Annotated in this window: 22 protein-coding genes and 3 pseudogenes; 6 read left to right on the forward strand and 19 right to left on the reverse strand. The window is 65.0% G+C overall.

The features are described from left to right. Positions 1-103: 103 nt before the first annotated feature. Positions 104-559, reverse strand: a complete 456-nt coding sequence (gene bcsD / locus OKW38_RS35880) for a cellulose biosynthesis protein BcsD (RefSeq protein ID WP_090806351.1) — start codon at positions 557-559, stop codon at positions 104-106. A 499-nt stretch (positions 560-1,058) separates the two neighbouring features. Here bcsD and OKW38_RS35885 point away from each other — a divergent pair, with 499 nt between their 5' ends. Next, on the forward strand, positions 1,059-3,380 hold the full coding sequence (locus OKW38_RS35885) for an EAL domain-containing protein (protein ID WP_429365256.1): 2,322 nt from the start codon (positions 1,059-1,061) through the stop codon (positions 3,378-3,380). A gap of 21 nt (positions 3,381-3,401) precedes the next feature. Here the strand turns inward: OKW38_RS35885 and hpaI are convergent, their stop codons facing one another. From hpaI to OKW38_RS35920, 7 genes are all read right to left on the reverse strand, one after another. Then, the gene (gene hpaI / locus OKW38_RS35890; RefSeq protein WP_429365257.1) at positions 3,402-4,205 is read right to left on the reverse strand and encodes a 4-hydroxy-2-oxoheptanedioate aldolase; all 804 of its coding nucleotides are present in this window, start codon (positions 4,203-4,205) and stop codon (positions 3,402-3,404) included. 10 nt (positions 4,206-4,215) lie between these two features. Next, positions 4,216-5,019, reverse strand: a complete 804-nt coding sequence (gene hpaH, locus OKW38_RS35895) for a 2-oxo-hept-4-ene-1,7-dioate hydratase (RefSeq protein WP_429365258.1) — start codon at positions 5,017-5,019, stop codon at positions 4,216-4,218. A gap of 7 nt (positions 5,020-5,026) precedes the next feature. Then, positions 5,027-5,425 carry a 5-carboxymethyl-2-hydroxymuconate Delta-isomerase gene (locus OKW38_RS35900; RefSeq protein ID WP_090806343.1) on the reverse strand — a complete coding sequence of 133 codons (399 nt, stop codon included), beginning with the start codon at positions 5,423-5,425 and terminating at the stop codon, positions 5,027-5,029. A gap of 19 nt (positions 5,426-5,444) precedes the next feature. After that, positions 5,445-6,308, reverse strand: a complete 864-nt coding sequence (gene hpaD / locus OKW38_RS35905; RefSeq protein WP_187613085.1) for a 3,4-dihydroxyphenylacetate 2,3-dioxygenase — start codon at positions 6,306-6,308, stop codon at positions 5,445-5,447. An 82-nt stretch (positions 6,309-6,390) separates the two neighbouring features. Beyond that, positions 6,391-7,848, reverse strand: a complete 1,458-nt coding sequence (gene hpaE / locus OKW38_RS35910) for a 5-carboxymethyl-2-hydroxymuconate semialdehyde dehydrogenase (protein WP_429365259.1) — start codon at positions 7,846-7,848, stop codon at positions 6,391-6,393. Positions 7,849-7,888: 40 nt separating this feature from the next. Further along, positions 7,889-8,647, reverse strand: a complete 759-nt coding sequence (locus OKW38_RS35915) for a fumarylacetoacetate hydrolase family protein (protein WP_090806337.1) — start codon at positions 8,645-8,647, stop codon at positions 7,889-7,891. After that, the gene (locus OKW38_RS35920) at positions 8,644-9,417 is read right to left on the reverse strand and encodes a fumarylacetoacetate hydrolase family protein (RefSeq protein WP_429334091.1); all 774 of its coding nucleotides are present in this window, start codon (positions 9,415-9,417) and stop codon (positions 8,644-8,646) included. The genes OKW38_RS35915 and OKW38_RS35920 overlap by 4 nt, the downstream gene beginning before the upstream one ends. A 191-nt stretch (positions 9,418-9,608) precedes the next feature. Between OKW38_RS35920 and hpaR the strand changes: the two genes are divergently transcribed. Continuing rightward, a complete protein-coding gene (gene hpaR / locus OKW38_RS35925; protein ID WP_090806334.1) occupies positions 9,609-10,016 on the forward strand; it encodes a homoprotocatechuate degradation operon regulator HpaR in 408 nt (135 codons plus the stop codon). A gap of 9 nt (positions 10,017-10,025) precedes the next feature. Here hpaR and OKW38_RS35930 read toward each other — a convergent pair whose 3' ends face one another. The 3 genes from OKW38_RS35930 to OKW38_RS35940 all read right to left on the reverse strand — a co-directional run bounded on the left by OKW38_RS35930 (position 10,026) and on the right by OKW38_RS35940 (position 12,887). Then, entirely contained in the window at positions 10,026-11,174 is a 1,149-nt protein-coding gene (locus OKW38_RS35930) for a DSD1 family PLP-dependent enzyme (RefSeq protein WP_429365260.1), read from the reverse strand. Between the two features lie 34 nt (positions 11,175-11,208). Further along, positions 11,209-11,883, reverse strand: a complete 675-nt coding sequence (locus OKW38_RS35935; protein ID WP_429365261.1) for an HAD-IA family hydrolase — start codon at positions 11,881-11,883, stop codon at positions 11,209-11,211. A 98-nt stretch (positions 11,884-11,981) separates the two neighbouring features. Continuing rightward, positions 11,982-12,887: a LysR substrate-binding domain-containing protein gene (locus OKW38_RS35940; protein ID WP_429365262.1), complete on the reverse strand. Its 906-nt coding sequence runs from the start codon at positions 12,885-12,887 to the stop codon at positions 11,982-11,984. Positions 12,888-13,006: 119 nt separating this feature from the next. On the opposite strand from OKW38_RS35940, the gene OKW38_RS35945 reads away from it, so the two are divergent. Further along, positions 13,007-14,086, forward strand: coding sequence for a hypothetical protein (locus OKW38_RS35945; protein ID WP_429365263.1), 1,080 nt, complete (start codon positions 13,007-13,009; stop codon positions 14,084-14,086). Here OKW38_RS35945 and OKW38_RS35950 read toward each other — a convergent pair. Both OKW38_RS35950 and OKW38_RS35955 read right to left on the reverse strand, forming a co-directional pair. After that, positions 14,083-14,235 (reverse strand): annotated as a pseudogene (locus tag OKW38_RS35950) (type II 3-dehydroquinate dehydratase); the annotation flags it as partial. The gene OKW38_RS35945 and the pseudogene OKW38_RS35950 overlap by 4 nt on opposite strands. Positions 14,236-14,387: 152 nt before the next feature. Next, the gene (locus tag OKW38_RS35955) at positions 14,388-15,791 is read right to left on the reverse strand and encodes an MFS transporter (protein ID WP_090806323.1); all 1,404 of its coding nucleotides are present in this window, start codon (positions 15,789-15,791) and stop codon (positions 14,388-14,390) included. Between the two features lie 230 nt (positions 15,792-16,021). Between OKW38_RS35955 and OKW38_RS35960 the strand changes: the two are divergent. Continuing rightward, positions 16,022-16,286: pseudogene (locus tag OKW38_RS35960) on the forward strand (LysR family transcriptional regulator); the annotation flags it as partial. Between the two features lie 40 nt (positions 16,287-16,326). Here the strand turns inward: OKW38_RS35960 and OKW38_RS35965 are convergent. The 4 genes from OKW38_RS35965 to OKW38_RS35980 form a co-directional block, all read right to left on the reverse strand. After that, a complete protein-coding gene (locus tag OKW38_RS35965) occupies positions 16,327-17,676 on the reverse strand; it encodes an MFS transporter (RefSeq protein WP_429365264.1) in 1,350 nt (449 codons plus the stop codon). Between the two features lie 51 nt (positions 17,677-17,727). After that, complete coding sequence (locus OKW38_RS35970; protein ID WP_429365265.1) at positions 17,728-18,306, reverse strand: isochorismatase family protein; 579 nt, start codon at positions 18,304-18,306, stop codon at positions 17,728-17,730. 45 nt (positions 18,307-18,351) lie between these two features. Beyond that, complete coding sequence (locus OKW38_RS35975) at positions 18,352-18,804, reverse strand: MarR family winged helix-turn-helix transcriptional regulator (protein WP_184065162.1); 453 nt, start codon at positions 18,802-18,804, stop codon at positions 18,352-18,354. A gap of 120 nt (positions 18,805-18,924) precedes the next feature. Beyond that, positions 18,925-19,572, reverse strand: a complete 648-nt coding sequence (locus tag OKW38_RS35980) for a VTT domain-containing protein (RefSeq protein ID WP_018424973.1) — start codon at positions 19,570-19,572, stop codon at positions 18,925-18,927. Positions 19,573-19,722: 150 nt separating this feature from the next. Between OKW38_RS35980 and OKW38_RS35985 the strand changes: the two genes are divergently transcribed. After that, positions 19,723-20,250 carry a GNAT family N-acetyltransferase gene (locus OKW38_RS35985; RefSeq protein ID WP_187613098.1) on the forward strand — a complete coding sequence of 176 codons (528 nt, stop codon included), beginning with the start codon at positions 19,723-19,725 and terminating at the stop codon, positions 20,248-20,250. Positions 20,251-20,341: 91 nt separating this feature from the next. Here OKW38_RS35985 and OKW38_RS35990 read toward each other — a convergent pair whose 3' ends face one another. Then, positions 20,342-21,400: an alkene reductase gene (locus OKW38_RS35990; protein WP_429365266.1), complete on the reverse strand. Its 1,059-nt coding sequence runs from the start codon at positions 21,398-21,400 to the stop codon at positions 20,342-20,344. An 83-nt stretch (positions 21,401-21,483) separates the two neighbouring features. Then, on the reverse strand, positions 21,484-21,786 hold the full coding sequence (locus OKW38_RS35995) for an ArsR/SmtB family transcription factor (protein WP_090806305.1): 303 nt from the start codon (positions 21,784-21,786) through the stop codon (positions 21,484-21,486). 139 nt (positions 21,787-21,925) lie between these two features. On the opposite strand from OKW38_RS35995, the pseudogene OKW38_RS36000 reads away from it, so the two are divergent. After that, positions 21,926-22,063: pseudogene (locus tag OKW38_RS36000) on the forward strand (IS110 family transposase); the annotation flags it as partial. Between the last annotated feature and the right edge of the window lie 83 nt (positions 22,064-22,146).

Raw genomic sequence — 22,146 nt, forward strand, 5'->3', positions numbered from 1 at the left:
GCTCGGGGTGCTGTTTATTTGAACTGCCTTCCCTGATTCTGCGTGGCGGCCGTATCGCCGTCGCACGCTCGTTCGCACGTACGCGTGCAGCGCCCGCTGGTGCTCAGGCGGGGTGACGGCCGAGGCGGAATTCGAGCGAGCTGTCCTCGCCGAACGCGCTCGTCTGCACGACCGACAAACCCTGCGCGCCCAACGCGCTCAACCACGTCTGATAGGCGCCTTCGAGAAATGCCGGCGTCCAGGCGAGCGCCGATTCGCCGAAGGCGGGCAGCGGCGCGCAATAGTGAATGATGCGCAGCGACTCCGCCTCATCGGCGAGCGCGACGTAACCCCAATCCATCTGATGCCAGTAAGAATTCAACACCTGCTCGAGCTCGGCCGTCGATGCGCAGGCGGGCAGCGGATACGCGAGCGCGAAACGGCTGCCGACGCGATGCATCAGCTGGCGCAGCTCGTCGTGTCCGATTTGCGCTTCGAACTCGCTCGCCAGCGCGCTCAGCATGCCGCGCCATTGCGGCGAGATTTGGCGTTCGAGCAGATAGTTGAGGATTGGGACCATGTTTTCCGGAAGTGGTCGCGGCCCGTTGCACATTGCGGACGTGACAGCCATTGAGCATTGGAGTCGTTCGGCAACGGGGCGCCGATTACGTCATTTCTACCGGGTTGTCTAGGGTGTCCGGCACACATTGCAAGCAGTCTACTTAAGACACACGCTTTTAGCCACTTTCCATTGCTCGGCTTATACGGTAATAAGCGCGCAATCGAGCCACATGAATTGCGTAATTTTTGCTGCTTAAAAGAAATTGAAAGGTTAATCTTCGCCTGGCGCGCGAAAAGGCTTGCGGAACCATAGGTGTATTAGCCGGCAATCCGGCCTGCTTTGAGCTTTAGTCTTTTAATCATGCATTCGGCGGATGGTGAGTCGCGCGAAAGATCGGCGCGGCGTCGTTCGGCACGCAGGCGCCGAATTTATACGTCGTGTTACGTTAGCCATAAATGTTTATCGAACGTTTGCCGATAACTATTGGCGAGTGACCGGAAACCCTGATCAACCATCTATGTCTGCCATCCCGACGCAGCACCTGCCCGAGCCAAGCATGCGTGAGCGCTTTCACCGGCGCTCGCTCGACCATCAGCGGCCGCTTTCCCTCGTGACGATGGGCTTCACGGTGGTTGCGTTCCTGTGCACGGTAACGGCGCGCGAACTGGTCGGCGCACCGGCCGGGCCGCTCGCGTACCGGCTGCTATGCGCGCTCCTGCTCGCGCTGCTGGTGCTGGCGATCCCGCGCGCGAAGTCGACGGCGCTGTTCGGCGCGATCGGCGTCGCGTACGAACTGGTGCTGATCGCCGGGCTCGTGCTGAATGCGAAGGGACTCGCGCATCCGTTGCCGTGGCTATTGCCCGCATTCGTGGTGATACCGATCTGCGCGGCGCCGCTATGGCTCACGCCCGCGCATTTCGTCACCGGCAGCGTGGTGTTCTACGCGGCGGCCATCGCGCTGCTGCGCGGCAAAGCTCATACGCCCGAGGTCGACGCGGCCGTGTGGACGTGGCTCATCGCGATCGGTGCGCCGACGGCGGTGGTATTCCATTTCGGCTTCTACCGTTTCCGGCGCAATCACTTTCTGCTCGAGAGCCAGCTCGCGCAACTCGCGGCGACCGATCCGCTGACCGGCCTGCAAAATCGTCGCTCGTTCGTCAAGCACGCGGAGGGACGCCTCGAGACGCTGGCGCCAGGGGCGCAGATCAGCGCGATCTTTCTCGACATCGACAGCTTCAAGTCGCTCAACGACCGCTTCGGTCATGCGGTCGGCGACCATGCGCTGTTCCAGGTCGCGCAGGTGCTGAAGGACGCGGTTGCGCTCTACCCAAGCGTGAGCCGCATCGGCGGCGAGGAATTCGCGCTGCTGCTCGACAATGATCTCACCGGCGCGCTGCAGATCGCCGAGCGGCTGCGCCTCGACATCGCCGCGATCGAACGGCCGGACGGCCATCTGACCGCGAGCTTCGGCGTCGCCGAGCATCGGCGCGGCGAAAGCTTCATGATGCTGCTCGATCGCGCGGACGAAGCCTTGCTGCGCGCGAAGCAGACGGGCCGCAACCGTGTCTGCGCGGAGCGCGCGCTGCCGTTCGACGCGCTGCAGTCACCGTTCGGCGACCCGAGCGCCGACCCGGCGCGTTACCGCTGGGAAGACTTCTATCTGATCTCGCACTTTCAGCCGCTCTACAGCCTATCGCATCAGAAGCAGGTCGGCTTCGAGGCGCTGCTGCGCGGAGAGCATGACGACGGCACGCTGGTGCCGCCGGTCGTGATGTTCGCGCCGAAGCCGTCGAGCGACGAAGGCGCGCTCGACCGCGCGAGCCACGCGGTGCATCTCGGCAACGCGCGTCGCGCGCTGCCCGGCGACGCGTGGCTGTTCCTGAACATCCTGCCGTCCACCTTCGTCGCTGAAGGCTACGCCGACCAGTTGACGAAGATCGTGCGCGCCGCGGGGCTCGAACCCGAGCGCGTGATTCTGGAGATTCTTGAATCGCATGGCGGCAGCGTCGACGAGATGTCGCGCGCGGCGGCGCGCTATCGCCAGCACGGCTTCCTGATCGCAGTCGACGACTTCGGCGCGGGCCAGTCGAATCTCGACCGGCTGCTGCGGATCCGGCCGGACCTCGTCAAGCTCGACGGCGAGCTGATTCGCGCGACCACGTACGGCACGCAGCAGCCGATCCTGCCGAAACTCGTGTCGCTGCTGCACCAGGCGGGGATGCTGGTGGTCGTCGAAGGCGTCGAGACGGCCGACGAGCTGATTCTCGCGGTCGAGTCGAATGTCGATTTCGCGCAGGGCTATCTGCTAGGGCGGCCCGCGGCAGAGATCGCGCCGCCCGACTCGGTGCATCGCCAGATCGACGATGCGTTCGACGTGATCGCGCAGGGCCGTGCGCATCAGCATGCGTTGTTCGAATCCGAAATGGAGCCGTACCGGCTCGAACTGCGGCGCGCGGCCGACGGCTTGCGCGCCGGCGCCATGATGGACGACGCGTTCGCGTTGCTCGCCACCTTCAAGCGTTGCATCAGCTGTTTCATCCTCGACGACACCGGCCGCCAGATCGGTCACGAGGTGCGCGGGTCCGCATGGTGCGAGGACGCGGCGTCGCTGCAGCCGGTCGCGAATCCGAGCGATGCGCGCTGGGATCATCGGCCGTACTTCCGCAATGCGGTGCTGCTGCCCGGCGAGGCGGTCACCAGTAATCCTTATCTGTCGCTCGCGAGCGGGCGGCCGTGCATCGCAGTGACACTTGCCGTGCAGCTGGCGAGCGGGCGCTGTGTGATGGGGGTCGAGCTGGATTGGTCGGCGCGAGGCTTGCCTTGGCCGGCGGGCGAGTAGGGGAAGTGAAAGGCTTTCGCTTCAATACCCGCCTTTGACCTGCGGCGCGCTCGCCGCCAGCTCCTTGTACGACGCGGCGAGGTCCGCGGCCGCGCGGCTCAGCAAGCCGGTGTCCGTGCCGACCGCGACGAAGGTCGCGCCCGCCGCCAGATATTCGGCCGCCAGCGCGGGATCAGGGGCGAGCACGCCCGCTGCCTTGCCAGCGGTGCGCACGGTGTCGATGCCGTGGCGAATCGCGTCGCGCACGCGCGCGTCGCCCGGCTTGCCGAGCAATCCCATCGACGCGCTCAGATCCGACGGCCCGAAAAACACGCCGTCGACGCCATCCACATGCGCGATCTCCACGAGATTGTCGAGGCCCTGCACGGTCTCCGCCTGCACGATCACGCACAGTTCGTCGGCGGCGGTGTCCAGATAGTCGGACACGCGATTCCAGCGCGACGCACGCGCGAGCGCGCTGCCGACGCCGCGAATGCCTTGTGGCGGATAACGCGTGGCCGCGACCGCATCGAGCGCTTGCGCGGCCGTGTCGATCATTGGCAGCAGCAGCGTTTGCGCGCCGATGTCGAGCAACTGCTTGATCAGCGCGGCGTCGCTGCGTACCGGCCGCACGACCGGATGCGACGGATACGCGGCGACCGCCTGCAATTGCGACAGCGTGCTGCGTACGTCGTTCGGTGCGTGCTCATTGTCGATCAGTAGCCAGTCGAAGCCGGCGGTGGCGAGCAGCTCGGTCACGTAGGCGTCGGCGAGCGCGGCCCACAGGCCGAACTGCGGTCTGCCTTCGGCGAGCGCGCGCTTGAAGGGGTTGTTCGGCAAGGACATATTGATGCGTTCAGATGAAATTCAAACCAATGCCGCCGAGCGGGCCATAGTCGATGTGGAACGTGTCGCCCGCGCGGGCGGGAACCGGGCTCGTGAACGAGCCGCTCAGGATCACGTCGCCCGCATTCAACGATTCGTCATGCGGAGCAATTTTGTTGGCGAGCCACGCGACGCCGGTGGCCGGATGGTTGAGCACCGCCGCCGCGAGCCCGCTTTCCTCGACCGCGCCGTTCTTGTACAGCAGCGCGCCGACCCAGCGCAGGTCGACGTCGAGCGGACGCACCGGCCGGCCGCCGAGCACGACGCCCGCGTTCGCGGCGAAGTCGGAGATCGTGTCATGGACCTTGCGCGGCGCGCGTGTTTCGCGATCGAACTGCTCGATGCGCGCGTCGATGATTTCGACGGCCGGGCTCACGTACGCGGTCGCGTCGAGCACAGCGAACAGTGTGACGCCGGGGCCCTTCAGCGGTTTGTTCAGCACGAACGCGAGTTCCACTTCGACGCGCGGCGCGATGAAGCGATCCACGCGAATGTCCTGGCCGCTTTCGATGAACATGCTGTCGAGCAGAGGCGCATAGTCCGGTTCGTCGATCTGCGACGAGCGCTGCATCGCGCGTGACGTCAGGCCGATCTTCCTGCCCTTGATTACGTGGCCTTCGGCGAGTTTCAGCTTGACCCATTCGCGTTGTATCGCGTAGCCGTCCTGTACGGTCATCTCTGGATACTGCGCGGAAAAATGGCGCAGCTGCGTGCGGGTCTTTTCCGCGTGATCGAGTTGCGCGGCGAGGTCGCGAATGGTTTGTTCGTCTAGCATGATGATGTCAGCCCTTGAACCGCGCGTGCAGATTGTTGTGCTTCCAGGTGCCCGCTTCGCTGAACTCGTTGATTTCGAGCGACAACGCGAGCCCCTGCCGTTCGAACTCAGTGGCGAAGCGCTGCTTGATCAGCGCGAACAGCGCGTCGCCGGTCGCCTTCTTGACGGCCTCCGGGCGGCCCGCGCCGATCTTCAGATTCGCGTGCAGGAACGCGGCGTCGGGCCGCCCATCGGCGATGCAGTACTGGTCGCAGCGCAGCGCGCGCACGCGGATGCCGCCGAGCGGATAGACGCGCTCGCCGTTATCGCGCTGCGCGTCGAGGCACTGCGCGAGGTCTTTGCATAGTTCGCCGAGGCGTTGCGCGTCCGCGAGGTTGGCGCTGTATTCGAGTGTCAAGTGAGGCATGGCGATTCCTTCGCGAGTGTCAGACGGGTAGCGGCGTGACCGGGAAGATCGCGTTGATCTGGCCGGTGCCCGAACTGCCGAAATAAGGCGTGACGACTTCGACCTTGCCGTCGTAACGATCCCAGCCGAGCGCACCGAGCAGCATCGCGGTATCGTGCATGCCGCCTTCGCCCCAACATTTCTCGTTGTAGAGCGGCAGCATGTCGCAGAAGGTCTTCCAGTCGCCGGCTTCCCACATGCGCACCACGCTGCGATCCATCTGTTCGAGGAACGGGCTCCACACTTTGTGCATGAACTGCTCGGCGGTGCCGTTGTTCGCGAAGTGATGCGACAGCGAGCCGCTCGCGAGAATGGCCACGGTACCGTCGTAGCGTTCTTCGATGGCCTTACGTACCGCGAGGCCGAAACGCGCGCTGGTCGCGAGGTCGTGCCACATGCACCAGCCCGCCACCGACACCGCCTTGAAGTGCTGATCGCCGTTCATATAGCGCATCGGCACCAGCGTGCCGTATTCGAGCTCGAGCGTGGTCTCGCTGTGCGCGCGGCTTTTCACGCCCATTTCGTTGGCGATGTCCGCGATCAGCTGACCGAGCCCGACATTGCCCGGATACGCGTACGGCATGTTCCTGATGAAATGCGGCAGCTCGTTGCTCGTGTACACGCCTTCGAACTTCGGCGCGCAATTGATGTGGTATTCGCTATTCACTAGCCAGTGCACGTCGAACACGACGATCGTATCGACGCCAAGTTCGCGGCAGCGTCGGCCGATTTCATGGTGTCCGTCGATCGCGGCCTGACGGCAACCCTTGTGCGGACCGTCGAGTTCGGATAAATACAACGACGGCACATGTGTAACTTTTGCTGCCAACGCGAGTTTGCCCATCGCGGTCTCCCGTGTCGAGCGGAGTTAGAGCGTCAGCTCTTACTCCGGTCCCATGCTTTAGCAATTTCGTTTGACGTCGCGATTAAACGCCCCAGCGCGGAATATGATGCGAGCCGAGCGACACGCAGACGTTCTTCGGTTCGAGGAACACTTCGTAGCTCCACGTCCCGCCTTCACGGCCGACACCCGACGCCTTCGTGCCGCCGAACGGCTGGCGCAGATCGCGCACGTTCTGGCTGTTCACGAAGCACATGCCGGCTTCGACGGCGGCCGCCACGCGCAACGCGCGGCCCGTGTTCTCGGTCCAGATATAGCTCGACAGACCATACGAAATATCGTTGGCGAGACGGATCGCCTCGGCTTCATCGTCGAACGGAATCAGGCACGCGACCGGTCCGAAGATCTCTTCCTGCGCGATGCGCATACGGTTGTCGACGTCGACGAACACGGTCGGCGTGACGAAATTGCCGTGACGCAAGGCGTCGGGCAACTCGGGCGTATCGAGCCCGCCGCACGCAAGCGTGGCACCTTGCTTCGGGCCGAGCTCGATATAACTGCGCACTTTCGCGAGATGCCCCTGGCTGATCATAGGGCCGACGATCGTGCTGTCCGCGAGCGGATCGCCCACCGTCAGACGCTTCGCGCGCTCGACGAAGCGCTCGGCAAACCGCGCGTAAATGGAGCGCGGCACGAGAATGCGCGAGCCCGCGGTGCAGCGCTCGCCATTGTTCGAGAAGATCATGAACACCGCGGCGTCGAGCGCGCGTTCGAAGTCGGCGTCGTCGAAGATCACGAACGGCGACTTGCCGCCAAGCTCCATCGAGAACTTCTTCAGGCCCGCGGTCTGCACGATGCGATTGCCGGTCGCGGTCGACCCGGTGAACGACACCGCGCGCACGTCGCGGTGCGCAACGAGTGGCTCGCCCGCTTCCTTGCCATAGCCGTGCACGACGTTCAGCACGCCCGCCGGGATGCCCGCTTCGAGCGCGAGCTTGCCGAGCATCGAGGCGCTCAGCGGCGACAGCTCGCTCATCTTCAGCACAGCGGTGTTGCCGAACGCGAGGCAGGGCGCCACCTTCCAGGTGGCCGTCATGAACGGCACGTTCCACGGCGAGATTAGCGCGCACACGCCGACCGGATGAAACAGCGTGTAGTTCAGATGCGAGTCGGTCGGGTACGTGTGGCCGTCGACGCGCGTGCACATCTCGGCGAAATAGCTGAAGTTGTCGGCCGCGCGCGGCACCAGTTGCTTGCGGGTCTGCGAGATCGTCTGGCCGGTGTCCTTCGTTTCGGTCTCCGATATTTCCGGCACGTGCTTCGTGATCAGCTCGCCGAGGTTGCGAATCAGCTTCGCGCGTTCCGCGGCGGGTTTCGCGGCCCAGGCGGGGAAGGCGCCTTTGGCCGCTTGCACGGCCGCATCGATCTCCTTCGCGCCGCCGCGTGCGACCTCGGCGAGCACTTCCTGGGTGGCCGGATTGACGGTTTCGAAATAGTCGCTCGAGGTGCACGCCTCGCCGTTGATCAGATGGTCGATCGGCATTGCCTTGTCCTTTCGCTGTTCGGTGGGTTTTTGCTGTCGATCAGGCGCGGCCGAAGTCCGCGTCCGAGGCGATCGTGTTGACGAGCCGGCCGAGGCCGTCGATTTCGCAGACGACTTCGTCGCCCGTGTTGACGTTGACGATGCCTTCGGGCGTGCCGGTCAGGATCACGTCGCCGGGCGCGAGCGTCATGAAGCCGCTCAGGTATTCGATCAGTGCGCGGATGCCCGTGACGAGATCGCGCGTATTGCCGCATTGCTGACGCGTGCCGTTGACGAACGTGCGCAGCTCGAGCTGCGTGACGTCGGCGATGTCGGCGGCGTCGACGAACCAGGGGCCGAGCACCGTGCCGCCGTCGCGATTCTTCACGCGCAAATTCGGGCGATAGTAGTTTTCGAGGTAGTCGCGAATCGCGTAGTCGTTCGCGATCATGTAGCCCGCCACGTGCTGCATGGCGTCTTCACGCGCGACGTTTTGCGCGGTTCGCCCGATCACGACCGCGAGCTCGCACTCGTAGTGCATGAACGTGACGTCGGCGGGGCGACGCGTGACGCCGCGATGGCCGAGCACCGTGCCGGGCCCCTTCAGAAACACCAGCGGTTCTTCCTGTTTGCTGAACTGCAATTCCTTCGCGTGCTCGGCGTAGTTCAGACCGAGCGCGAAGATCGTGCCGACTTCGATCGGCGCAAGCCAGACCACTTCGTCCTCGCGACGCACGCGGCCGTCGGCTAGGCGCACACCCTGCTCGTGCGGATACGCTTCGTGAATCGCTCCCGCATAGGCGACGCGACCGCGCATCATGACAGTTCTCCGTTTCGTTGATCCATGCCGATGAACGATATGGTCAAGGGCGGCAGCGTGCCGATCGACAGCGTGGCCGTATCGCCGACGTGCGCGACCGGCGAGCCGTGCCGGACGCCGAGCGTGAGCACGTCGCCCGCGTTCAGCGTCATGAAATCGGTGACGTCGGCGAGCAATTGCGCGACGTTGCGCACCGAGGTTGCGGTGCTTGCCGTGAACGGTTCGGCGCGGTTCAGCGAGACGGCGATGTCGAGCCGATCCGGCGCGGCGACGTGGCGCGCGGCGACGAGCGCCGGTCCGATCACGCAGAAGCCGTCGCATGCGCGCAGTCGCACGTTCGGGCGATACACGTTGGTATGCGGCACGCTCAGATCGCCGACCAGCGTATAGCCGGCGATGTAGTCCGCCGCGCGCTCGACGCCGACGCGCGTCGCGGTACGGCCGATCACGATGCCGAGTGACGCGCCGACCTCGACGCCGAGCGTGTTATCCGGCACGACCACGCGCGCCCGATGCCCGGCCAGCGTGTTGCGCGGCTTCAGATACAGAATCGGCGCTTTCGGCGGTGCCTTGTACGGTGCCGCATGCACTGCGTCGCCCAGCGCGTTCAAGGCGGCGCGATCGTTCAGCAGGGCGCCGTACACGACGCCGCTGAGCGGCGCGCGACACGCAACGCCGCGTGCCAGCAACGCGGCCGCGGTGTGCGCGTCCACGTCGCGAGACAGCGCGTCGCCTTCGGGATGCAGCAGATGATCGGCAAGGGCAAACATAAATGCGCAGCCTCGTGGCGAAAGTTTGGCGAAAACACTAAGATGTTAGTAGTATCCCGCTTGATATCATCGACGGTCAATAGGCTGCCGGTTGATCGCGGGTTTTCCCGTAAGCTTCGACAGCTGTTTTTTTCTGATTCCTTGCCGCCATGTCCGCTGCGTCCACCCGAGTTTTGCACCGCAATTTGCCGATGCTGTTGTTACGCGCCCGCGAAAAAATGATGGAGCGTTTTCGTCCGTTGATCACCGCGCATGGACTCACCGAGCAGCAATGGCGAGTGATTCGCGCGCTCAACGAGCACGGCCCGATGGAGCCGCGCCACATCTCCGACATCTGCACGATTTCGAGCCCGAGCATGGCCGGCGTGCTCGCGCGCATGGAGAGCATGGAACTCGTGACGAAAGAACGTTTCGCGGAGGATCAGCGGCGCGTGCTCGTGTCGCTGACCGATACGAGCGTCGACCTGGTGCGCGTGATTTCGAAGGATCTCGAGGCGCACTATCGCGAGCTCGAGCGCAAGGTGGGACCGGAGATCGTCGAGCGCGTGTATCGCGCGGTCGACGATCTGTTGGCGGGGTTGTCGGAAGAGGATGAGTGACGCGCTGACTTACCAGCCGTAAAATCGCTGCCATTCGACGCTGCTGCCGTCCGGCGCAACCGCGTGATACTCGGGGAACTGCGCGCCGGTCGCACAAGCGTGGTTCGGCAGAATGCGCAGTTTCATACCGATCGGAAAGCGCTGCGCGATGTCGTCGGTCCGTGCATCGGCTCGCGCATCGGCCGCAACCGCCGCAAGAATCCCATGCTCCTGATTGGCGCCGCTCACGACATAGTCCGGCAGCAACGTGCCATTGAGCAAACACGGCTGCCCATAGCCGAAATCGTGCGACTGCCGCGACGTACCGCGGTCACGGCTTAACGCCATCCAGCCCGCGTCGAGAATCGCCCAGCCTTTGTCTTCCTGATGACCGATCACGGTCGTGAGTACGCTAAGCGCGATGTCGTCGAGCGTGCAAACGCCCACGTTGTGCATGACCAGATCGAACAGCACGTAGACGCCGGCCCGCACCTCGGTGACGCCTTCGAGATGCCGCGCGGCGAGCGCGGTCGGCGTCGAACCGACGCTGACGGCCGGACACGCGATGCCCGCCTCGCGCAACCGTTCGGCGGCGCGCACGCAGCCCGCGCGCTCCTGCTCCGCGAGCGCGGCGAGCGCCTCAGGCGTATTCAACTCGTAGCTCGAACCCGCATGGGTCATCACGCCGCCGACCTTCACGCCGTTCTCGTGCAGAATCCGCCCGACGTCGAGCAGCGTCTGCTGTTCGGGCTGGATGCCCGAGCGATGTCCGTCCGTATCGACCTCGATCCAGACCTCGAACGTTTCGCCGTGCTGGTCGCCGAACGCGGCGATCGCCGTGGCGGCGGTCGGATTGTCGACCACGAGCTTCAGTTCGCAGCCCTGGCGGCGCAGCGCGAGCGCGCGCGGCAGCTTCGACGGAACCATGCTGACGGCGTACAGGATGTCGTCGACGCCGGCCGCGAAGAACGCTTCCGCTTCCTTCAGCGTCGACACCGTGATGCCGCGCGCGCCGGCGGCGATCTGCGCGCGCATGACGTCGATGCACTTGGTGGTCTTCACGTGCGGCCGGAACGCGACGCCGAGCGCATTCATCCGCCCCTGCATCCGCGCGATGTTCTTCTGCATCCGCGCGACGTCGATCAGCGCGGCCGGGGTTTCGATCTGTTCGAGTTTCATGTTTGCACCTGAGGAGCGAGGTGAGGTTGGAGATTCAGTGACGACGATCGCGGCCAAAGCCTGCGAGCCACGGCACCAGCCCATCGAGCGAGGCCGCTTCGACCTCGGGCGCCTGCGCTCCCGTGACGAGCGGCAGGGCGACGTGGTTGTGCCAGTAAGTCCGCAAACCGACGGCCGCGGTGCCGAACATGTCGTAGCTCGAGCCGGCGACGAACGCGGCGCGGCGCGGCTCGACGCCGAGCTTGTCGAGCGCGAGGCGGTACGGTTGCGGGTCCGGCTTGTAGACGCCGGCTTCCTCGGCGGTCACGATCGCGTCCCAGCGCACGGGCAAGAGCGCGGCCGCCTGCGAGCCGAGCCGCGTCGAGCAATTGGTGACGACCGCGAGCTTGCAGTGCGGCGCGAGCGCGCGCAACGCACCGAGCGCGCCGGGCCACGGCGTCAGGTTCAGCCAGTTCGCCTCGAGCGCGTTCGCGGCCGATTCGGACAAACCGACTTGCGTGGCGGCCTCGCGCACCAGTTGTTCGTAGGGAACGTAGCGGCCGCAGCCGTATGTCAGACGCAGATAGGCGGCACGCCATGCGCGGCCCGCTTCGTCGGAGCCTGCCGCACGGTTCCATGAGGTCCACGAGTCGAGCAGGGCGGTTAGCAGGTCGAACAGGACCGCGTCGGGGTAGGCGGGGGTGTCGGTGGAATGGGCGGCGGCAGTCATGATTGCATGGGGCCGGCTGTTGAGGATGACTCAATTATAGGTTTTCGATAGTACGTCAGCGTTCAGATAGGTTGACTGTTAGATTCAGATGGACTGAATCACCGCCGCCACGGTGGCAACGGCCTGAAGCGGCCTTGCAGATACTGCATGAAATGGCGCGTGCGCGCGGGCAGTCCCGCCCGCTGATGCGTGAGCGCGATCACGTTCGCGTCCGGCGCTTTCCAGCCCGGCAGCAGACGCACGAGTTTGCCCTTCGCAAGATCCTCGGCGACGTCCCATTCGGAGCGCAGAATCACGCCGCGTCCCTCGCAGGCCCATTGGCGGATCACGTCACCGTCGTTGCAACTCAGATGCGCGGACACGCGCACGCCGCGGCGCGTGCGGCCCTTGCTGAACTGCCACAGTGACACGTCCTCATTGTTTTCGCGCAGCACGATGCACGGCAGCCGGCTCAACGCATCCGGCGATTCGGGCTGGCCGATTCGCCTGACGAGCGCGGGCGCCGCACAGACGAAGCGCGCGTTCGGCGCGATCGTATAGCCGACCAGGTTCGACGGCGGCAGCTCGCCGATATGCACGACGATATCGAAGCGATCGAGCGTTTCGGTCAAGGGCCGGTCGGACAGCGTCAGCGCGACGTCGATGTCGGGGTTCTGCTGCTGGAACTCGCCGATCAGCGGCGCCAGATGGCGTCGTCCGAAACCGAGCGGCGCATTGATCTTCAGCGTGCCGACGAGGCCGCCGCGGCGCGTTTGCAGATCGTCGAACAACGCGTCGAACTGCTCGATCAGTTCGGCGCCGCGCTCGCACAGCAGCAGGCCTTCTTCGGTGAATTGCAGGCGGCGCGCGCTGCGGTTCACGAGCTGCATGCCGAGCTTCTTTTCGAGTTGCTGCAGGCGCTGCGTGACCGCCGACGGCGACAGCGCGAGTCGGCGCGCGGCGGCGATCAGGCTGCCGCTCGCGCGCAGCGTGAGCAGGAAGCGGATATCGGCCGAATCGTTCATGGGTGCGAGGTGGGTGCAATGGCGGGAGCGGGGAATCTCGCAGCATAATGCGTCCGGATCGATCACAGGGTAAAGTGGCGCTTCCAGTCTATTGATCCAACCATTGGAAGAGAAGTCCCATGCCGTTGCCTCATGAGTCGTCCGCGTACGACGCCGCGCCCAATACTCCGCTGAAACAGGCGGTTTTTCTGCACACGGGCTGGCGCAGTGCGGGCACGTGGGTGTGGTCGCGGCTGCGCGAACACGAGCGCGCGGCCGGTTTTTACGAGCCGCTCAGCAATGTGCTCGCCGATCTCAAACCCGCCGATGTGCCCGCCTCGCGGCCGACCTTGACCTCGGGGCACCCGCCGCTCGCCGCACCCTACTTCGACGAATACCGCCCGTTTCTGCGCGAAGATGCGCGCGGCGTGGCGGGTTACGAGCGGCGCTTCAGCATCGATCGCTTTACGCGCGATCCCGATGCGACATTCCCGTCACTGCAGGCCTATCTGCGTGCGCTGAGCGAGCACACGATCGAGCAGGGCCGCGTACCCGTCTTCAAGTTTTGCCGCACGGGCGGTCGTCTGCCGTGGCTGAAGCGCGCGTTTGCCGAGGCGCTGCACGTGGGCGTGCTGCGCAATCCCGCATCGCAGTTCGCATCGGGTTGGATGCTGCGGCAGCAGTGGAGCAATGCGTTCTTTGTCGCCGCGCCGTTTCGCGTGCTCGGTCTGAATCCGATGGACCCGCTGGTGCGCGAAGCGATCGGCGTGTGCGGCGTACGCCTGCCGCCGCTACCGTCGATGCCCGATGACGCGTATGCCGTCGCCTGCGAGCAATTCGCGCGCACGGTGGAAAGCGACAACGCGTATCGCGCGTTCATTGCGTTGTGGATCCTCTGCGCGCTGCGCATGGGCGAGGGCGTCGATTTGCTGATCGATATGGAGCGGCTCGGCGAGTCGAGCGACTACGCGGCCGGTCTGCGCGCCGCGTTCGACGCACAATGCGGCTTGTCGCCCGACTTCACGAGCGCGCGCGATCTGATCGAGGAAACGCGCCGCGGCGCGGCGCGTATGACGGGCATCGACGGCGGCGCGTTGCGCGCCGTGCATTCCGCCGCGCTTAAATTCCTGAAGGCGCAGGCGGGCATCGACGCGGCCTTCGTCGAGGCGGTGCGCCAGAAGATGGTGCTGGCCAACGAGTTGACCGAAACATGGCGCTAGCCGTGCGAGGCCAGCGCCGCGCGGCGTATTTCCGTGGCTAGCCCGCCGCCGATACCGCCGCGCAGCCCGAGCATATAGCTGTCCACGCCGAAGCCGCAAATCTGTCCTTTGACGATCTCCGCAAACACCGACTGATGCCCGAACGCTTCGCCCGGTCCGCGGCTTTGGCGTAGGTCTTCAGGCGCATCGTCGGTACCGCGAGCGAGCCGAACGTGCCCGCGCCGCCGACGGCGATCCGGGTGCGGTTCATGAGCGGGTTCCCTGAAAGTCCTGATCAAGACGCGTTAAAGGGCAAGCGGGCTCAAGCAGCGGCCTTTTTCGCGTCGGCCATGCTCTGCGCGCGCATTGCGTCGTAGCTGAGCTTGTCGAGCGGCACGACGTTCTTTTCGCCGAGGTCGCCAAGCCGCACACGGAAGTTCTCACGCGCGCTCCATGCGGCGATCGCGCAGACGATCGTGATGGCGAACGTGATTGCGCCGATCGTCAGCGGCACGTTGTGCGATCCCGGCGGCGCGACGTAGGCGAATAGCGCCGGCAGCAGCGCGGTAATCGTCGTGCCGATGTTCTGGCCGATCGCCATCGCGGAGACGCGCGAACGGGTCGGGAACAGTTCCGGGTAGAAGCTCGGGAAGATCGCGTTGTAGCCTTGATAGATGACGCCCCACATCAGGATCGACACCACCATCGCAAGCGGCACGTTGTGGATGCTGATCGCGTACAGATACGCGAAAGAAAGCAGCCCTGCGCCGAGCGCGCCGACGATGATCGGCAGACGCCGCCCGATCCGGTCGGACAGATTGCCCACGTACGGAATCACCAGCACCGCGACGATGTTGCCGATCACCGGAATCCACAGATACAGGCTCTTCGAAAAGCCGATGCCGTACGACGGCTGCACCGCGTACGCCGCGCCGAAGATCGTCGCGACGACCGGGATCACATTCATCAGCGAGCACAGCACGACGCGCAGCATGTCGCCCCAGTTGTACTTGAATGCTTCGACGATCGGCGAGCGCGGCACGCCGCCGCTCGCGTCCTCCTTCTCGAACGCGGGCGTTTCCTCGACTTCGCGGCGGATGATGTACCCGGCGATCAGCACGACCGCGCTGAGCAGGAACGGAATGCGCCAGCCCCACGCATTGAACGAGGCGTCGTTCATGAAATAGGCGAGCGGCAGGAAGATCGCGGCGGCCAGAATCTGGCCGGCCTGCACGCCTTGCAGCGTGAAGCTCGCGTAAAAGCCGCGTCGCCCAAATGGCGCGTGTTCGAGGATCATCGAACTGGCGCCCGAGATTTCACCAGCGACCGCGAAACCCTGGATCAGTCGCAGCACGACGAGCAGCACCGGCGCGAGAAAGCCGACGTGCTGATAGGTCGGCAGCAGACCGACCGCCATCGTCGACAGACCCATCAGGAACATGCAGACGAGCAGTACGTTCTTGCGCCCGTGTGTATCGCCCCAGTGCCCGAGCACGACCGCGCCGATCGGCCGCGCGACGTAGCCGACGCCGTAGGTTGCGAGCGATGCGACGATCGCGATCTTGGGATTACCGGAAGGGAAGAACAACTGAGGAAAGATCAGGGCGGCGGCCTGCGCATAGATGAAGAAATCGTAGTACTCGAGTGCCGAGCCGATCCAGCCGCTGGCGGTAGCCTTGCGCGCCTGCGAGCTATGCCCGCTGCTTGCCGATGCGTTCGTTTGCATGACGCCTCCTGAATGGGAAATGTTTTTGTCAGCTTCTACGGCTGAATCATTGGCGCCTTTAAACGGGCGCCGCGCAAGCCAGGATTTTCCTGGTCTCGTTGCCCCGGTGCGGCACGACGGGATGGATCGACGTGTGTCACGAGCTGCCGCGGCGCACTCCGGGTTAACCACGGCCTGAGTGCGCCGGGCATTGCATTCAAACCGGCTTCGAACGACTGCCCCTTGCCCCACTGTTTCGCGGCGGCGACGACCGCTTCGGGGTCTGGCGCCTGAGCGGGCCGCATGGCGAAAGGAGCGTGAAGGTGACGGGCACGGTCGCGTCGAATCTGAGCGACATCGTCGTGCAGTGGGCGAAGGAGGGATACGGGAGTGTGGGCGGTGACGGCCGAGCGCTTGTCGTCGTCGGCGCGGATTCAGGTGTGCATCGAGTTTCTCGGGGAGCAGCTGACGCGCGGACCGTGTGCACTGGTGACGCGCGGCGTGGGCGGACTCTGAGCTGCGCCTGCCCGGATCCGGTGCTCACACGCTTGCGCTTTTACACGCTCGAAGCCGTATCCTCTTCCGCCTCGTCCAGCTCGCTACGCTGAACCGTCGTTACGGAGTCGGGAATGACCGTGGTGGCCGTGACGGGCCGCGGATCTTCGATGCTGTAACGCAGGCGCCAGCCTTCGCGATAGAAACGCAGTTGCCGGTATCGCATCAGATAGACAAGTCCGACGAGCGCGGCGCCGAAGCCCGATGCAGCGCCGACGCCGAGCGCCCAGCGCGGCCCGAAACGGTCGGCGACCCAGCCGACCACCGGCGCGCCGAGCGGTGTGCCGCCGAGCGCGATCGCGAGCAGGATCGCGATCACGCGGCCGCGCATGGCCGGTTCGGTGGTCAGTTGCACGAGGCTATTGGTCGAGGTGGTGAAGGTCTGCGTCGACACGCCGATCGCGATCAGCACGATGCCGAACAGCACGTAGTCCGGCATCAGCGCAGCCGCCGTGCAGCCGACGCCGAACATCGCGCCGGCGCCGAGCAGCAGCCCCATGGTGGGCCGCGCGCGGCGCGCGGCGAGCAGAGCGCCGGTGACCGAGCCAATCGCCATCGTCGAGCTGAGCACGCCGTACTCGCCCGCGCCCGCACGGAACTCGGTGACGGACATCGTCGAGATGAAGATCGGGAAGTTCAGGCCGAAGGTGCCGATCAGGAACAGCATCAGGAGCGCCGCCTTCAGATCGGGGCGTGTCCAGACATATTTGAAGCCTTCGACGAAGCTGCCGCGCGAGCGCACATTGCGCGGCTTGATATGTAACTGGTCCAGCCGCAGCATGCGCAGTGCACCGAGCACGGCGACGAACGAAAGCGCGTTGATCAGAAACACCCAGCCACTGCCCACCGACGCGATCAACAGACCCGCGACCGCTGGCCCGAGCATGCGCGCGGCGTTGAACGACGTGGAGTTCAGCGCGACGGCATTCGCGAGATCGCGTTCGCCGACGAGGTCGGATACGAAGGTTTGGCGTGCGGGGGAATCGAACGCGGTCACGCAGCCGAGCAGGCCCGCGAATACGTAGACCTGCCATAGCTGCACGAGCCTCGTGACCGTGAGCAGACCGAGCGCGAGCGCCAGCGTACCCATTGCCGCCTGGGTCGCGAACAGCAGCTTGCGGCGGTCGAAGTGATCGGCCGCGTAGCCGGTGAGCGGCAGCAACAGCATCTGCGGCCCGAACTGCAGCGACATCACGATGCCCACCGCCGTCGCGTTGTGATGCGTAAGCTCGGTGAGCACGAGCCAGTCCTGCGCCGTGCGCTGCATCCATGTGCCGATGTTCGAGACGATCGCGCCGCTCGCCCAGACACGATAGTTGAATATGCGCAGCGAACGGAACGTGGTGCTCACGGCAGGGGTTTCCTCAACGCGGGGTGGGCCGCATGCGGGTAGCGGACCGCTTCAATTCAGGCTTTCAGCGCGCGAACGTTCGAGCAGATCGAGCACTTCCCGCGTCGTGCCGGTTTCGCCGAGGCGCGGGAAGATGCGCGTGATGCTGTTGGCGTGCGCGTCGGCGTTCAGATCGGTCATCGCGTCGACGACGAGCGTGACGTTCAGGCCCGCCTCGCTCGCGAAGCGCGCGGTCGATTCGACGCCGATGCTGGTCGCGACACCGACGAGCACCACTTGCGTGACGCCTTGCTGTTGCAGATACGCGGCCAGGTCCGTGTTCGTGAAGGCGCCCCACGTGCGCTTCGTGACCAGATGGTCCGACGGCTGCTGCTTCAGTTCGGGCAGAAGGTCGGCGAAGCCGGGCGGGAAGTCGGCGGAGTGGCGACCCTGGTCGGTGCGGCCCGGTGCGCCGGCGGTGACGTTCACGAGCACGACGGGCAGGCCGTGGCGGCGGAACGCGTCGAGCAGCGTAACCGAGCGTTCGACGATTTCGCGGGCCGGATGGGGGGCGGTGGGCAGCGCGACGATGCCGCGCTGCAGGTCGACGACGACCAGTGCGGTTTTGGCGTCGAGAGTCGTGAGTGCCATGAAGTGCTCCTGCGAGTGGCGAGACGCGTGTGCGCGAATCGCGAGTTACAAATCGACGAGACGTTTCAGCAAGTCGACGCCCGTCGCGAGTTGTTGCTGTTCGGCTGCCGTGAAACGCGTTTGAATCGTGCGGTACAGCCAGTCTTCGCGTGCCGCGCGGCTTGCCTTGACCTTCTTGCGAAAGGAGGGTGTCAGCGACAGAACCGTCTGCCGTCCATCGTTAGGATCGGGCGTGCCGCTGACGAGCCCCGCGGCTTTCAGTACCGCGAGCGTTTCTCCCATCGACTGCGGCCGCATGCCGTGCGCACGCGCGAGCGAGGTGACGGTGGCCGGGCCTTCGCGTTCCAGCAAGTTCAGCACCTGCACCTGCGACGGCGTGAAGTCGCCGACATGCGACTCTTCGCGCAGACGCCGGCGCAGCTTGCCCGCCAGCACGCGCAGATCTTCGGCGAGCGTATGAAGTTCTTCCGGCGTAACTGCGGGAGGGGATTGGGTCATGCGGTGAACTCGTGCGATGACATGATGTGAAGGTTTCCTGATAAGGCTACCTTCGTATCTCGCCCGGGTCAAGTTTTGAGGTGGCGGGAGGCCGTACGCCGAAACGTCGCCACGATGGCCTCAGCGCGCCCGCATGCGCCGGTTGAAAAAGCGCCATACCGCTCCGCCGACGAGCATCGCACCGCCGAGCGCGAGGCCCAGCAACACCAGCGAACTCAGATGCTCGCGCACCACCGGCACGTTGCCGAACAGATAGCCGCCCGCGATCAGCGAGACCACCCACAGCGCCGCGCCCGCGGTGACGAACGCGACGAAGCGTGAGAACGTCATGCGCGACACCCCCGCGGCGAACGGCGCGAACGTGCGCACCACGGCGATGAACGGCGACAGCAGGAAGGTCAGGCGGCCGCGCGTCTCGCTGAACACGTGGGCGCGGCGCAGCGCATCGCGATTGAGCCAGTAGTAGTTGCGGGTATAGACCTTGTCGCCGACCGCATGGCCGATCGCGTACCCGACGCTGCTGCCGGCCACCGTCGCGACGAACAGCACGGGCGCGATGATCCACACGTTCAATGCGCCGGTGGCCGCGAGCGCGCCGCAGATGAAGATCAGCGGATCGCCGGGCAGAAAGAACAGCGGCAGAAAACCGTATTCGACGAACACGACGACAAACAGCAGTGCGTAGATTGCCGTGCCGAACTGCACGATCAGCGCGCTCAGGTGCTGGTCGAGGTGCAGCGCGATCTGCAGCACATTCATCAGGTTCATCTTGGCGTGGCCTCGGGTGGCGTTCGGATGTGATGAGTGTAGTCCCGCGAGCGTGCGTGCAGGGCGCTTGCGCGAGTTTATGCCATATGCCGCTTGTCGATGTGGCGGTGCCGATGTCAAACTCGGGCGGTCTTCATCGGACGCAACGCCATGTCGCACGATTCCGCCATCACTTTCCGTTTTGCCTCTTTGCACGAAGCCGAAACGATTCGTGCCATCGAATTCGAAGCGGGCCAGCGTTTCGTCAGCGTCGGCATGACCGGGATTGCCGACGCGCCGCCTATGGCGCGCGAGGTCGTCGAGCGCAAGATCGAGGCGCGCGAGATCATCGTCGCGCTCGACCAGCAGACGATCTGCGCGGGCTTCGTGATGTTCGAGCCGCAGCCGACGCGCATCTACGTTCAGGAACTCGATGTGCTGAGCTCGCACGCGGGCAGGCGCATCGGCGCCGCATTGATCGAAGAGGTCGCGCGAATCGCGCGCGCGCGACAATTGACACAGCTGGTGCTGTCGACGTATCGCGACGTGCCGTGGAATGCGCCGTATTACCGGCGGCTCGGGTTTCGCGATCTCGACACGTCGGAGCTCGACGCGGCGTTGCTCGCGCGGCGCGACGCACATATCGCGCGCGGACTCGATGAATCGAAACGGGTGTTTATGCGGCGCGAGCTTGTCTAGCGCACAAAAAGCGGCGGGCGTGACTGGAATTCAGTCACGCCCGCCGCTTTGTCATTTCATACAGCGGACATGAGCCCGCTGTCGCTACCGATTACACCGTTTCGAGCGCCGGATAATCGGTGTAGCCGACTTCGCCGCGCGCATAGTACGTCGCCGGGACCGGCTTGTTCAGCGGCGCATCTTCAGCGAAGCGGCGCACCAGATCCGGATTCGCGATGAACAGCTGACCCCAGGCCACCGCATCCGCTTCACCGGAGTCGAGCACCTGCTGCGCGCTTTCCCTGGTGAACTTCTCGTTCGCGATATACGGGCCGCCGAACGCTTCCTTCAACTGCGGGCCGAGGCGGTCGTGGCCGAGCGCTTCACGTGCCGCGATAAACGCGATCTTGCGCTTGCCGAGTTCGCGCGCGACATAGCCGAACGTTGCGGCCGGATCGGAATCGCCCATCGTGTGCGCGTCGCGGCGCGGCGCGAGATGCACGCCGACGCGGTTTGCGCCCCACACGCTGATGCACGCGTCGGTGACTTCGAGCAGCAGACGCGCGCGGTTTTCGATCGGGCCGCCGTAGGCATCGGTACGCTTGTTGGTGCTGTCCTGCAGGAACTGGTCGAGCAGATAGCCGTTCGCGCCGTGCACTTCGACGCCATCGAAGCCCGCGGCCCTGGCGTTTTCCGCGCCCTTGCGGAACGCTTCGACGACACCGGCGATTTCATCGAGCTCGAGCGCGCGCGGCGTCACGAACGGACGCTCGGGACGCACGAGGCTCACGTGACCACCCGCCGCGATCGCGCTCGGCGCGACCGGCAGCTCGCCGTTCAGGAACAGCGGATCCGAAATACGGCCGACGTGCCAGAGCTGCAGGAAGATCTTGCCGCCTGCGTCGTGCACGGCCTGCGTGACGAGCTTCCAGCCTTCGACCTGCTCCTGCGACCAGATGCCCGGCGTTTCGGCGTAGCCGACGCCTTGCGGCGTGACCGACGTCGCTTCGCTGAGGATCAGACCGGCGCTCGCGCGCTCGGCGTAGTAGCGCGCCATCAACGCGTTCGGCACGCGGATTTCCTCGGCGCGCTGACGCGTGAGCGGCGCCATGATGATGCGGTTCGGCAGCGTGATATCGCCAATTTGCAGCGGATCGAAAAGAGTCGGCATAAGAGTTCACCTTTGGCGGCGGGCAAGGCCCGAGCCTCAAAAAACTGCGTGAAAAAGGAAGCGCGGCGATGCGAATGCGGCGCTCAGAGCTTCGCGTTCATGTATTCGAGGAACGCCTGAATGACGGGCTCGTTGCGTTTGAAAAACACCCATTGACCAACCCGTTTCGACGTGACGAGCCCCGCGCGCTGCAACGCGGCCAGGTGCGCCGACACGGTGGACTGCGACAGGCCACAGCGCGAGTCGATCTTGCCCGCGCACACGCCGTGGTCGAGCGGCAACTCCTGATCGGCAAAATGCGCGTGCGGCTCGCGCAGCCAGCCGAGAATCTCCCGGCGGACCGGGTTGGCCAGCGCTTTGTGGATCGCGTCGAAATCGGGCGTCATGTGGATGGTTTTCAGGTGATTCGGCAACCGGCACGCCGCATGGCGTGCGCGACATGCATCGCTACAGAACGAATCATATATCGGAACTTAACGATATTGGTGAAAACACTACTGCGGATGGGGCGATAGGCATCGAATGCAGCAGGCAATGCTGGCGCTGCATCGCATGCGCGAGCAACTTGTGAAGTTCCGGACCATGCAAATCAACGGCTTGCGCGGACGGCTAACCGAGTACGGGGAAGTTACGGCTAAAGGACGGGCGTCGGTGCCGAAGCAGACCGGTTCGGGTGGCAAGGTAAGCCTTCACGGCATAAGTAAGCGCGGCGCTTGACGTGACTCCCCACTTGCGCATCTGGATTG

Source organism: Paraburkholderia sp. MM5496-R1, from assembly GCF_050436205.1.
Lineage (GTDB): Bacteria > Pseudomonadota > Gammaproteobacteria > Burkholderiales > Burkholderiaceae > Paraburkholderia > Paraburkholderia tuberum.

Bases quoted from the DNA above. Each gene is read 5' to 3' on its own strand.
- bcsD (WP_090806351.1), bottom strand. From the start codon at position 559: ATGGTCCCAATCCTCAACTATCTGCTCGAACGCCAAATCTCGCCGCAA.
- OKW38_RS35885 (WP_429365256.1), top strand. From the start codon at position 1,059: ATGTCTGCCATCCCGACGCAGCACCTGCCCGAGCCAAGCATGCGTGAG.
- hpaI (WP_429365257.1), bottom strand. From the start codon at position 4,205: ATGTCCTTGCCGAACAACCCCTTCAAGCGCGCGCTCGCCGAAGGCAGA.
- hpaH (WP_429365258.1), bottom strand. From the start codon at position 5,019: ATGCTAGACGAACAAACCATTCGCGACCTCGCCGCGCAACTCGATCAC.
- OKW38_RS35900 (WP_090806343.1), bottom strand. From the start codon at position 5,425: ATGCCTCACTTGACACTCGAATACAGCGCCAACCTCGCGGACGCGCAA.
- hpaD (WP_187613085.1), bottom strand. From the start codon at position 6,308: ATGGGCAAACTCGCGTTGGCAGCAAAAGTTACACATGTGCCGTCGTTG.
- hpaE (WP_429365259.1), bottom strand. From the start codon at position 7,848: ATGCCGATCGACCATCTGATCAACGGCGAGGCGTGCACCTCGAGCGAC.
- OKW38_RS35915 (WP_090806337.1), bottom strand. From the start codon at position 8,647: ATGATGCGCGGTCGCGTCGCCTATGCGGGAGCGATTCACGAAGCGTAT.
- OKW38_RS35920 (WP_429334091.1), bottom strand. From the start codon at position 9,417: ATGTTTGCCCTTGCCGATCATCTGCTGCATCCCGAAGGCGACGCGCTG.
- hpaR (WP_090806334.1), top strand. From the start codon at position 9,609: ATGCTGTTGTTACGCGCCCGCGAAAAAATGATGGAGCGTTTTCGTCCG.
- OKW38_RS35930 (WP_429365260.1), bottom strand. From the start codon at position 11,174: ATGAAACTCGAACAGATCGAAACCCCGGCCGCGCTGATCGACGTCGCG.
- OKW38_RS35935 (WP_429365261.1), bottom strand. From the start codon at position 11,883: ATGACTGCCGCCGCCCATTCCACCGACACCCCCGCCTACCCCGACGCG.
- OKW38_RS35940 (WP_429365262.1), bottom strand. From the start codon at position 12,887: ATGAACGATTCGGCCGATATCCGCTTCCTGCTCACGCTGCGCGCGAGC.
- OKW38_RS35945 (WP_429365263.1), top strand. From the start codon at position 13,007: ATGCCGTTGCCTCATGAGTCGTCCGCGTACGACGCCGCGCCCAATACT.
- OKW38_RS35955 (WP_090806323.1), bottom strand. From the start codon at position 15,791: ATGCAAACGAACGCATCGGCAAGCAGCGGGCATAGCTCGCAGGCGCGC.
- OKW38_RS35970 (WP_429365265.1), bottom strand. From the start codon at position 18,306: ATGGCACTCACGACTCTCGACGCCAAAACCGCACTGGTCGTCGTCGAC.
- OKW38_RS35975 (WP_184065162.1), bottom strand. From the start codon at position 18,804: ATGACCCAATCCCCTCCCGCAGTTACGCCGGAAGAACTTCATACGCTC.
- OKW38_RS35980 (WP_018424973.1), bottom strand. From the start codon at position 19,572: ATGAACCTGATGAATGTGCTGCAGATCGCGCTGCACCTCGACCAGCAC.
- OKW38_RS35985 (WP_187613098.1), top strand. From the start codon at position 19,723: ATGTCGCACGATTCCGCCATCACTTTCCGTTTTGCCTCTTTGCACGAA.
- OKW38_RS35990 (WP_429365266.1), bottom strand. From the start codon at position 21,400: ATGCCGACTCTTTTCGATCCGCTGCAAATTGGCGATATCACGCTGCCG.
- OKW38_RS35995 (WP_090806305.1), bottom strand. From the start codon at position 21,786: ATGACGCCCGATTTCGACGCGATCCACAAAGCGCTGGCCAACCCGGTC.